9 protein-coding genes and 1 pseudogene are annotated in these 11139 nt (G+C 60.4%); 6 read left to right on the top strand and 4 right to left on the bottom strand.

Annotated elements, in window-relative coordinates:
* From ACMNI9_RS07940 to ACMNI9_RS07915, 6 genes and pseudogenes are all read left to right on the top strand, one after another.
* Positions 1–207 (top strand): annotated as a pseudogene (locus ACMNI9_RS07940) (hypothetical protein); the annotation flags it as partial.
* Positions 208–471: 264 nt separating this feature from the next.
* Positions 472–1770 (top strand): MFS transporter, encoded by a 1299-nt coding sequence (locus ACMNI9_RS07935; protein WP_114567324.1) that lies wholly within the window; start codon positions 472–474, stop codon positions 1768–1770.
* 141 nt (positions 1771–1911) lie between these two features.
* Positions 1912–2508, top strand: coding sequence for a TetR/AcrR family transcriptional regulator (locus tag ACMNI9_RS07930; protein WP_114567323.1), 597 nt, complete (start codon positions 1912–1914; stop codon positions 2506–2508).
* Between the two features lie 175 nt (positions 2509–2683).
* Complete coding sequence (locus ACMNI9_RS07925) at positions 2684–4327, top strand: amino acid permease (RefSeq protein ID WP_231088336.1); 1644 nt, start codon at positions 2684–2686, stop codon at positions 4325–4327.
* 10 nt (positions 4328–4337) lie between these two features.
* Positions 4338–5822, top strand: a complete 1485-nt coding sequence (locus tag ACMNI9_RS07920; RefSeq protein ID WP_114567322.1) for a glutamate decarboxylase — start codon at positions 4338–4340, stop codon at positions 5820–5822.
* 376 nt (positions 5823–6198) lie between these two features.
* Positions 6199–7176: a hypothetical protein gene (locus ACMNI9_RS07915; RefSeq protein ID WP_418831494.1), complete on the top strand. Its 978-nt coding sequence runs from the start codon at positions 6199–6201 to the stop codon at positions 7174–7176.
* Between the two features lie 4 nt (positions 7177–7180).
* On the opposite strand, the gene ACMNI9_RS07910 is transcribed toward ACMNI9_RS07915, so the two are convergent.
* From ACMNI9_RS07910 to ACMNI9_RS07895, 4 genes are all read right to left on the bottom strand, one after another.
* Positions 7181–7768 (bottom strand): helix-turn-helix transcriptional regulator, encoded by a 588-nt coding sequence (locus ACMNI9_RS07910; RefSeq protein WP_216529973.1) that lies wholly within the window; start codon positions 7766–7768, stop codon positions 7181–7183.
* A gap of 223 nt (positions 7769–7991) precedes the next feature.
* Positions 7992–9113, bottom strand: coding sequence for an aminotransferase (locus ACMNI9_RS07905; RefSeq protein ID WP_216529974.1), 1122 nt, complete (start codon positions 9111–9113; stop codon positions 7992–7994).
* 105 nt (positions 9114–9218) lie between these two features.
* Positions 9219–10655, bottom strand: a complete 1437-nt coding sequence (locus ACMNI9_RS07900) for a basic amino acid/polyamine antiporter (RefSeq protein WP_114567319.1) — start codon at positions 10653–10655, stop codon at positions 9219–9221.
* Between the two features lie 102 nt (positions 10656–10757).
* Positions 10758–11139 (bottom strand): arginine deiminase family protein (locus tag ACMNI9_RS07895; RefSeq protein ID WP_418831492.1); only part of this gene is annotated, 382 nt, incomplete at its 5' end.

Raw genomic sequence — 11139 nt, 5'->3', positions numbered from 1 at the left:
GACGCCAAGCGCGACGCGAGCCTGCCCGTCCACAGCATCGTGGAGGCGTACACGGGCGGCACGGCGTTCGCCTGGTACGGCATGCGCGACTACCCGCGCCTGAAGAGGGTCATCCTGGCCAAGCTGGCCCAGGGCGGCCAGAAGGCCAAGAAGTCCTTTATCTTCCGCGCCAGCAAGGCGCAAGCGGATCTGCTTGACGAGTACTGATAGTCTATTTGTGCAAAGGACCCGCTTATGCTGCAATAAGCGGGTCCCCCTTTTCCCGATGCCGAAATGGGGCTGGCATCGGCGCCCCTCGCTCCCAATTCGCGATACGTTAAGTAACGACTTGCATTGAAGCGGAGGCACTTGGGGTATTATAACCTCAGTAAAGGCGTTTTCCCGACTGTTAGGGGGCTTCAATGGAGCAACTTATACGCCGGCGGTCTGCGTTTCTTTCTGACGTGGCCGTTCATTTCTTAGGGGATTACCATGAAAGCTAATTCTGACACACAAGGCACGCTTAAAAAGGTAGCCGTATCGTCCTTTCTTGGCAACTTCATCGAATGGTTCGATTACGCTACGTACTCGTACTTCGCGATTGTGATCGCAAACGTGTTCTTCCCGAACGACGACCCGGCACTTGCGCTTATGCAAACGTTCGCCGTGTTCGCACTGTCGTTCCTTCTGCGCCCGATCGGCGCTATCTTCTGGGGCAGCATGGGCGACAAGAAGGGTCGCAAGTGGGCGCTGTCCACTTCGATCTTCTTGATGACGGGCGCCACGTTCTGCATTGGCTTGCTGCCCGGCTACCTGACCATCGGCTTGGCGGCTCCCATCATGCTGCTGTTGCTCCGCATGGTTCAGGGCTTCTCGGCTTCTGGCGAATACGCAGGTGCTGCAACGTTTTTGGCCGAGTATGCGCCGAAGGACAAGCGCGGCGTGTACTGCTCGCTCGTACCGGCGTCGACGGCGGTCGGCTTGCTGGTCGGCTCGACGTTCGCCACCATCATGTACTCGGTGCTTCCTACCGAGGCCGTGAACGATTGGGGCTGGCGCATTCCGTTTTTGCTGGCCGGTCCGCTTGGCTTGATTGCGCACTACATTCGTACCAAGCTTGAGGATTCTCCGACGTATCAGGAGATGCAGAAGGCCATCGACAAAACCGACGACTCGAACCATCCCATTCGCGACCTGTTCCGCCATCACTCCAAGGAGCTTTTCATCTCCTTCGGCGCCTGCGTGCTGAACGCAGTGGGCTTCTACGTGGTGCTTACGTACCTGCCCGTGTATCTGGAGACGGCCGTGGGCATGGATCCGAGCCAGTCGTCGCTGATCACTACTATCAGCTTGATCGTGTACGTGGCGTTCATTTTCGGAAGCGGTCATTTGTCCGACAAGTTCGGCCGCAAGAAGATGCTGATCATTGCGTGCGTGTCGTTCATCGTTTTGACGGTGCCGGCGTTCATGCTGCTCAACACGGCCGACTTCTTCATCGTTTTGGCTGTTGAGCTGGTGCTCTGCTTGGCGCTGACCATCAACGACGGTACGCTGTCCAGCTATCTGACCGAGACGTTCCCCACGGCTGTGCGCTACACCGGTTTCGCGCTGTCCTTCAATATGGCCAATGCGATCTTCGGCGGATCGGCTTCGTTTATCTCTACGGCGCTGATCGCCGCCACCGGATCCAACCTGGCTCCGGCGTGGTACATGGTGGGCGTGTCCTGCCTGGCGCTTGTTGCAATGATTCTGTCGCACGAGCACACGGGCAAGGATCTGGCCGACGTATAGGCTCTTTGAGCTGCTGTTTTAAGGGTTGTGCTTGCTGCACAACAAGGCATGAAAGAAGCGGCGCCGTTCGAGCTTGCTGGCTCGAACGGCGTCCGTGCACAAGGCGGCGCGAAGGCGTGCCGCCGAGGTGATGGAGGGCCTATGAGCGAGACAACGCAAACGCCTAAATCGTTGAAGGCGCAAATCACGCGCACATCGTTGGTTCTTGCGGCCGCGGCGCTTTTGCGCGAGCAGGGACCGAAGGCGGTCACGTACCGCAAGGTGGCGAAATGGGCAGGGGCCGCATCGTCCTCGGTGGGCTACTACTTTGATTCCGTGACACAGCTTCTTCATGAGGCGGGCCGTTACAACATACAGCTTTGGGCGGAGCGTGCGGAGAAGGCTGCGTCGGCGGCGGAGGGCATGGAGGTCGAAGAGTGCCGCAAGCATGTGGTTGACCTGCTGATTCGCGCGTGCTTGCCGGATGACAGCGTTGTTCCTTCGGCTCACTACGCTCAGCTGATCGCCGCTGCCGAATCCGAGGTGGTTACCGAAGCGTACCAGAAGGGCCGCGTTTCGTTGGACGCCGCTATTGGTCGCATTCTCTCGCACGCGCAGATCGACATGCCGCCGCGTATGGTGGGCACCATCGTGGACGGCGCTGCCGTAGCCGCCATTTCCGAAGGCTACGACGTGTCTTCGTTCGCATCCGAGCTGCTTGCTTCGGCGATCGAGGTGTACGGGCGCGCCGCCCGGTAGCAAGCAATCTACAGCCAACGTTTCAGCGACGGGAAGGTTAACGCCTTCCCGTCGCTGCTTTTGCGACTCCCTCCTTTGATACAACGGTTGCAGGCACGCGCGACCGTGCGCTCGCGTGCTGATTTGCGGCAATCCGTAGAAGCGCGCGCAGGTGCAAAGGAAGGAGTGAAGCAGTATGAGCGAACCTCGTCGACAAGCGGCAGCTGCCGCAGCCGATCCGGGTCCCGTAGGCAAAGCGAGCAGGCCCTCGTTTACGCGATCCCTGACGTTCTTCGGGTTCTTCGCTATCACCGCATCCATGGTGATGACGGTGTACGAGTACCCCTCGTTCGCCTCGTCAGGTTTTCAGCTGGTGTTCTTTTTGATCATCGGCGGAATTCTGTGGTTTCTGCCCGTTGCGATGTGCGCGGCGGAGATGGCCACGGTCAAGGGGTGGGAATCGGGCGGCATTTTTGCCTGGGTCGGCAACACGCTAGGGAGGCGTTGGGGCTTTGCGGCCTTGTTCTTCCAATGGTTCCAAATTACCGTAGGGTTCGTGACCATGGCGTTTTTCATCTTGGCGGCATTGGCGTACGTGGTCAAATGGGACGCGCTGTACGACAACCCGTTGGTGATGTTCTTCGGCGTGGCGGCCATCGTATGGATTCTTACGTTGACGCAGCTGGGCGGCACGAAGTTCACGGCGCGCATTTCGAAGGTCGGCTTCATCGGCGGCATTCTGGTGCCGGTCTTGGTGCTGCTCGTAGGGTTGATCTACTACTTCGCCACGGGCGGCGTATCTCAGATCACCATGGATGCTGCCACGTTCGTTCCCGATTTCACGAAGGTTGACACGCTGGTTATTTTTGCGTCGTTCATCTTGGCGTACATGGGCGTCGAGGCATCGGCTTCGCACGTGAACGAGCTGCAGAACCCGAACCGAAACTACCCGTTGGCCATGATCGTTCTAGCGGTGCTGACCATCGCGTTGGACGCGCTAGGCGGGCTGGCCGTTGCCACCACGTTGCCGGCATCCGTTCTGGACGGCAACCTATCGTTCGGCGTGATCGAGGCGTTCCGCGCTATCTTCGTGACGCATATCGGCCCTTCTATGGAATGGGTCGTGTTCGTGGTTGCCCTGTTGCTGGCGTTGGGCGTTTTGGCGGAGATTTCCGCATGGATCGTGGGCCCGTCGCGCGCGCTTCTGGATACCGCGCACGACGGCATTCTTCCGCCGTCGTTCAAAAAGGTGAACAAGCATGGCGTGAGCGTGAAGACGGTCGTGATTCAGGCGATCATCGTAACCGTGTGGGACGCGGTGCTGTGCGGCTCCATCGCGCTTTCCGGCGGCTCGAGCTCGTCGGTGGGGTACCTGACGGCTATCGGCTTGACGGTGGTCATTTACCTGGTGGGATACGTGCTGTTCTTCCTGGGGTACTTCGTCCTTATTTTCAAGAAGAAGAACCTGCAGCGGTCGTTCCAGCTTCCCGGAGGCACGCCGTTCAAGGCTGTTGTGGCGGGGGCGGGGCTGTTCATGACGGTGGCAACGCTGATCATATCGTTCTTCCCGTCGTCGAACCTTTCGGATCAGGCGAACCTCGTGTACCAAACAACGCTGGTGGTGGCGTTCGCGGTCTCGGTGGCTATTCCGTTTGCGATTTACGCGCTGCGGCACCGGTGGGCGCCGGAAGAGGCTGCTTCCGACGGCCCTGCGGGGCCGGGAGCAGCGGCGGGCACGGGCGTGTCCGGCGGTGCGGGCGTTGCGGCTGCTGCCGCGAATGCGCGCTCCCAGGACTTGGCGCGCGGCAATGACAAGCACCATACAACAAAGGATGCATAGGAGGCTCATCATGGACAAGCAATCTACTACGAGCAAGATTTTGGAGAACATGGACGAGGGAACGCGCTACTTGACGCCTATCTTCGGGTCCGAGGCAAGCGATGCGCAGATGCCGCTCATGAAGATGAACGACAAGCCGGTCGAGCCGCGCATCGCTTACGAGATGATCAAGGAATACCTGTCCATCGAAGGCAACGCAACGCAGAACCTCACCACGTTCTGCCAGACGTACATGGAGCCCATGGCCACGAAGATCATGGCCGAGACCATGGAGAAAAACGCCATCGACAAGGACGAATACCCCATGACGGCCGACTTGGAGAACCGTTGCGTGGCCATGATCGGCGACCTGTGGCATGCCGATCCGAACGAGCAGCCCATGGGCACGTCGACCGTCGGGTCGTCCGAGGCATGCATGCTGGGCGGCTTGGGCATGCTATTCCGGTGGAAGAAGCTGGCTGCGGCAGCCGGGGTGGACATCTATTCCGCCACGCGTCCGAACCTGGTCATTTCGTCGGGTTATCAGGTGTGTTGGGAAAAATTCTGTCGCTACTGGGATATCGAGATGCGCCTGGTTCCGCTTGAGAAGGACCATCTGTCGCTCAACATGGACACGGTCATGAGCTATGTGGACGACTACACCATTGGCATCACGGCAATTCTGGGCATTACGTACACCGGCAAATTCGACGACGTGAAGAAGCTGGACGAACTGGTGGAGACGTACAACCAGGAGCACCCGAAGCTGCCGATTCGCATCCACGTGGACGGTGCGTCGGGCGGTATGTTCGCGCCGTTCGTGGAGCCTGACCTGGAGTGGGATTTCCGCTTGAAGAACGTGTGGTCCATCAACTGCTCCGGGCATAAGTACGGCCTGGTTTATCCGGGCATCGGCTGGGTCGTCTGGCGCAGCAAGGAAGCGCTGCCCGAGGACTTGATCTTCTGGGTGAGCTACCTGGGCGGCGAAGAGGCAACCATGGCCATCAACTTCTCGCGCTCGGCTTCCCAGATTGTGGGGCAGTACTACGTGCTGATGCGCAACGGCTTCGAGGGGTTCCGGGAAATCCAGGAACGTACGCTTGACGTGGCCCGCTACCTTGCCGCCGAGATCAAGGACATGGGCATGTTCGAGCTGTACGAAGATGCTGGCCACATTCCCATTGTGTGCTGGGGTTTGAAGGAAGATGCGGACGTGGCGTGGTCGCTGTACGACCTGTCCGATCGTCTGCGCATGAACGGGTGGCTGGTGCCCGCGTACCCGATGCCCGCCGACCTGCAGGAAACGACAGTGCAGCGCGTGGTGGCGCGCCAGGACTTCTCGATGCAGCTGTGCGTCAAGCTGGTGGAGGACATCAAGAAGGAAATCGATACGCTGAGCAAGGCTCGATTCGTGACGGGCAACACGCAGGGCGTCATCAACACCGGGTTCGATCATGGCGGGCGCAGCGCCGCCAGCGTAAGCGGCAAGACGGAGGACGCGGCCAAGGCGAAGTAGGGGCCGCGGCTTCCGCAGGATTGCAAGTGCCCCGGCCTGCGTTGGCCGGGGCACTTGTGCGTGCAGGCAACGTACGGGATGGCAACGTGCGGGATGGCAGCCTGCGTGCAAGCAACGTGCGGGATGGCAACGTGCGTGCGGGCAGCCTGCGTGCAAGCAGCGTACGGGATGGCAACCTGGGTAGCGTCCCGCGGAGGGCTCGAAAATGGCAGAGATTCCGAGGTTTGTGGCTTTTAGCTCGCGACGACGCGCACGAAAAGGGAAGATGAAATCTGCGACCAGGCATTATGTAATCACTTGCTCGCTATAGGCGGAATTTCTCGCGTTCATGAGCCACAAACCTTCTAATCTCTGCCAAAAAGTGTATGATGCGCGTATGGTTGTGATCATCGGATACGAATCGGCTCTGGAATACTGGCGCACGGTCGGCCCTCGATTCCTGCAGGGGTTGAAAAAGCGCCGGTCAGCCACCGCACGCGCTCGAAAAGCGCTGCAGGCGCAGGAGAGGCCGCGTCTTTCTGCGGGCAATCGTCGACCGGGCGGATGCAGTATTCCGGTGCATGCGCTCGTCGGCAGCGCATCGGCGCGGACTCAAACGGGGAGCATCGTCTGTCACGTGCGAAGCTCGTTGCCGGAAGAGTCGGTGGTGGACGCGGGGCAAGGATTCTTCGTGAGCACGCCGGAATTTTGCTTTTTGCAGATGGCGAGCAAGCTGAGCCTTGCTCGGCTCATCCAGCTTGGCTGCGAGCTCTGTGGTACGTACGTTCATGTTGACAGCGGTCCGGCGGTTCGACGGGAGGCTCCGCTGACGTCGGTCGCCAAGCTGCGAGCGTTCGTCGAGAGTGCAGAGTACGCCTATGGGCGCACGGAGGCGCTGCGCGCGTTGGGCTTCGTGATGGAGAACGCCGCGTCTCCGATGGAGACCGTGCTGGCGCTTCTGCTGTGCCTGCCGTATCGGCTGGGCGGATACGGGATCGAGAAGCCGCAGTTTAACTACCGTGTGGACGTGCCTACCCATATAAGGAAACTCGCGGATCGAAGGTACTGCGAATGCGATCTGTGCTGGCCGGGCTCGAATCTAGCGGCCGAATACGATAGCGCGCGGTACCATCTCGATCCCGAGCGGCAGGAGAGCGATGCGCGCCGGCGCGGAACGCTCGTCTCGCTGGGATTCACCGTGCTGACCGTCTCGCGAAAGCAGGTGATGGATGGCGGCGCGTTCAACCGGCTTGCCCGTCAGATAGCGAACCTGACGGGCAAGCGGCTGCGCTACGTCGATCCCGAGTTCACTCGAGCCCACCTCGCGCTGCGCGAGGAGTTGCTTCGGGGGATGCTCGTCGAGGAAGAGGCGTGACCGCTTATCCGAAGAACATGAAGCCGAAGTAGCCGAGGCAGGCGCCGACCGAGGCTCCGATAAGCATGAACAGGGCGGTTTTAAGCGGACGATGCTCGCGAGCGCGCCTGCTGCTTCGGCAGTCCCGGTCGACGGGCTGACCTTTTTGGAAGGCCAGGAGCTCGCGGTACGTCACCAAGTCATGCTGCTTTTTAAGGCGCTCGGCTGCAATGGCGGCCGCCATGGCAACGCCGTAGAGCAAGAGAGCGATGATCGTGCTGGGCACGATGCCCCAGCCCCAAAACGAGATGCCCCCTACGACCATCACCACGGCTGCAAGGGCGAACGCGAGCATGACGAGTCCCAGGGCGTTCAGTTTCTTTCCGTCGTGTTCGACTGCTTCTTTCATGGCTTCCATGTCTCCTTTGATCAGTTCGTCGATAGTGACGTCGAACAGAACGCTTAGGAGCAGCAGGCTTTGCACGTCGGGATAGGTCTTGTCGGTTTCCCAGTTCGAGACGGTTTGCCGTGATACGTAGATCTTGCCGGCCAAATCTTCCTGGGACAATCCTCGTTGCATCCGATACCGCTTGATTTGCTTGCTTAGTTCCACGCGCGTCCTTTCGACGGCTAAGAGACTGCCATGATGTTGGCCATGGTACCACCAAATGATTTCGACATAGGCTTCCGCGGATCGAGGATTTGCTGTCAAAAGGTTTTTGCATGCGTATGACCTGGGAAAATAAAACCCTCTTACGTTCGGGACGCGTTTGCGAGCCAAGCGTAAGAGGGCGTGAAAAGATAGGGGACGCGCGTTGCCGCCGGCGCGGTCGATGCTAGTCGAACTGCCTCAAGGCCGTGCTCAGGCGTGCAAGGCCTTCGCGCAGCGTGGCTTCTGCGGCGCAGTATCCCAAGCGCGCGCCGCGCGGCAGCTCGAAGCGACTGCCGGGAACCAGCAGCACGCCTTGATCGCGCAGCAGGTCGATGCAGAACTGCTCGTCGTCTACGGGAATGTCAAGCTGGATGTAGGATGTGGACACCGCTTTGGGCGGCACCCAGGAAACGCGCGGCTCGTTGTCGATCCACTCTTGGGCGATAGCCAGGTTGTTCAGCACGATGGCCCGGTTGCGCTCGAGCACCTTCTCGCGGTTCTTCAGTACGTGCACGGCAAGGGCGTCGTTGAACACGCCGTCGCAGATCATCGTGTAGTCGCGGTACACGCGGAAGCGATCGACCAATTCCGTGTCGTTGGAGACGATCCACCCGATACGCGCGCCCGGCACCGAGTACGTTTTGGAAAGGCTGTTGGACACCACGGCCTTGTCGTACAGGTCGGCCATGGAAACGAACGACTCCGTATCCTGCAAGGGGAGGTACACTTCGTCGGACAGCACGTACGCGCCTACCGAGCGCGCGATGTCGGCAATCTGCTGCAGCATGTCGGCCGAGAGCACGGTGCCCAAGGGGTTGCTGGCGTTGTTGATGCAGATGAGCTTCGTGTTGGGGCGTATCAGCTGCTCGAGTTCGCGGATGTCCGGGTTCCAGTCGTACTCCTGGCGGATGTGCCAGTACTCCACTTCGGCACCAAGCGTGCGCGGAATCTCGTACAGCGGCTGGTAGGTGGGGTATTCCGCAATCACGTGATCGCCGGGTTCCACCAGCGCCATGAGCGCCAGCAGGTTCGCGCCCGTTGCGCCGTTGGTTTGCAGGATGTTGTCCGGATTGCCAGCGCGGTACAGCTTGGCCACTTCGGCTTTGAATTCGGGCGATCCTTCGATCCAGCCGTAGTTCATCTTCTCACGGTTCAGGCGCTCGTAGAACGTGGCGCCTTCCTCGTTGTCGAGCGCCAAAATCTCCCCCATGGTCATAGACGCGATGGTGGATTGGGCTATGTCGTACGTGGCGCTTTTCTCCCACACGTTGAGCCAGTCTTCCACGCCGATGGTTGCGATGTTCATGCGAAGCCCTCCTTTGTTGAAAAAGGGAGACGAGCCTGAGCCCGTCTCCCTTTGCGTGTTGGTTTGCGAATCCGGTGCGCCCGGATGCTTGCGGGGCGGGTGCGGTTAGATGGAGATGATGCCCATGCCCACCATGACCAGGGAGGCAACGCCCAGGGCAGCGATAACGCCCATGCCAACGATCTCGGACTTCTTGAGACCGACGCCCTGCTGCTTGCGCGCAGCGGCGAACACGAAGAAGCCGGGGATGTAGCCGACGCAGGTCAGAAGCAGGAAGCTCCAGCCGTTGTAGAGGCAGCCCACCACCAGGAACACGGTGGCGATGGCGCCGATGGCGAACTGGCCCCACTCCTTCTTTTCCGCGGAGTGCTTGCACTGGAACGCGGAAGCCAGCGCCCAGGTGACCACGATGGCCACCGTGCACATGCTGAACGCGAAGTTGTAGGCGTCCTGGCTGAAGATGGTGATGATCATGAACACCTGGGTGCACACGGCCACCAGCAGGAGGCTGAACTGCGGAGCGCCCTTGTCGTTCAGCTTGCCCCAGCCAGCCGGGAGCAGCTTGTGCTCGGCCATTTCGCTGGTGGTTTCAGCCGGCAGAATGGTGAAGGAAAGCCAAGAACCCAGAACGCTGATGATGATGGCGATGGAGATGAACGCGCCGCCCCAGCCCGGAGCCATTTTGTCGAACACGTACAGCATGGCGGGCTTGTCCATGGCGGCGATTTCCGTGTAGGGAAGGTAGCCGTACGGAAGCACGGACGCGCCAATGTAGATAACCAGCAGGCAGACCAGGCCGATAACGGTGGCCTTGCCGGCGTCGCTCTTCTTTTCGGCGCGAGAGGACACCACGGCAGCGCCCTCGATGCCGATGAACACCCACATCATGATGATCATGCAGTTCATGACCTGCTCGCCGATGCCGCCCAGGCCCACGGCCGTGGCGCCGTATTCGCCTGCGGCGACGGCGTTGTTGTACAGCGTGCCCCAGAAGTCGGCGGTGAACACGCCGGCGTTAAACATGAACAGGGCAAACAGGATGAAGATGCCGATGGAGGCAACCTTGCACACCATGACGATGGCGTTCAAGAACGATGCGCTTTCAACGCCGCGGATAACCAGCAGCGTGAGCAGCCACATGACCACCGAGGCGATGAGGATGCAGGGCACGGTGTTTCCCGGAAGGAAATCGGGATAGAAGTATCCCACCGTGGACATCATCATCGTTGCGAAGGCCACGTTGCCAAGCCAAGCGGAAAGCCAATAGCCCCAGCCGGAAAGGAATCCTGCCAGGGGGCCGAAGCCCTCGCTTGCGTACGTGAAAATGCCGTGCAGGTCGGGGCGCTTTGCCACCAGGTTGTTCAGCGAGAGCGCCAGCAGCAGAAAGCCGATGCCGACCACAAGCCATGCCACCAGCGCGCCGCCGGGGGAGGCGACCTGGGAAAGCTGGCCGGTCAAAGCGAAAACGCCCGAGCCGATACACGAGCTGACGACCATGCCAATCAGCCCAAACAGGCTGATGCCCTTCTTCTTTTCTTCCATTGATTCTCCTTGCTCGTCCGAGGGGGGGTAACTGTGCCCTGCATACATCAGCCCCGGTTCTCGTTCGCGTGTGGGGACCGGGGCTGATGGAGGGGGTAAAGATTAGTCTTCGCGCCAGATGGGCATGCTCATGCAGCGCGGGCCGCCACGGCCGCGGGACAGCTCGGCGGAAGGCACGACGACCAGGTTGAGGCCCTTGTCCTCAAGCACCTTGTTCGTCACGTCGTTGCGCTCGTACACCACGATGGTGCCCGGAGCGATGCACAGCGTGTTCGAGCCGTCGTTCCACTGCTCGCGCTCGGCCGCGATGCGGTCACCGCCGCCGCAGGGGATGAGCTCCACGGGGCAGCCGACGTACTTCTCGAGGATGGCCTCGAGCGTGTCGTTCATCTCGCGGACCTTGATGCCGTCGCCCTCGGGGGTGATCTCGAACACGGTCAGCGGGCCCATGATGCCCGGATGGATGGTGAACTTGTCCACGTCG

Source organism: Paraeggerthella sp., assembly GCF_048427265.1.
In the GTDB taxonomy this organism is placed as follows: Bacteria; Actinomycetota; Coriobacteriia; order Coriobacteriales; family Eggerthellaceae; genus Paraeggerthella; species Paraeggerthella hominis.
Note: the sequence above shows the minus strand (reverse complement) of the source record. Positions and strands in the feature narration are given on the sequence as shown.

Bases quoted from the DNA above. Each gene is read 5' to 3' on its own strand.
- ACMNI9_RS07935 (WP_114567324.1), top strand. From the start codon at position 472: ATGAAAGCTAATTCTGACACACAAGGCACGCTTAAAAAGGTAGCCGTA.
- ACMNI9_RS07905 (WP_216529974.1), bottom strand. From the start codon at position 9,113: ATGAACATCGCAACCATCGGCGTGGAAGACTGGCTCAACGTGTGGGAG.
- ACMNI9_RS07900 (WP_114567319.1), bottom strand. From the start codon at position 10,655: ATGGAAGAAAAGAAGAAGGGCATCAGCCTGTTTGGGCTGATTGGCATG.
- ACMNI9_RS07915 (WP_418831494.1), top strand. From the start codon at position 6,199: ATGGTTGTGATCATCGGATACGAATCGGCTCTGGAATACTGGCGCACG.
- ACMNI9_RS07930 (WP_114567323.1), top strand. From the start codon at position 1,912: ATGAGCGAGACAACGCAAACGCCTAAATCGTTGAAGGCGCAAATCACG.
- ACMNI9_RS07925 (WP_231088336.1), top strand. From the start codon at position 2,684: ATGAGCGAACCTCGTCGACAAGCGGCAGCTGCCGCAGCCGATCCGGGT.
- ACMNI9_RS07920 (WP_114567322.1), top strand. From the start codon at position 4,338: ATGGACAAGCAATCTACTACGAGCAAGATTTTGGAGAACATGGACGAG.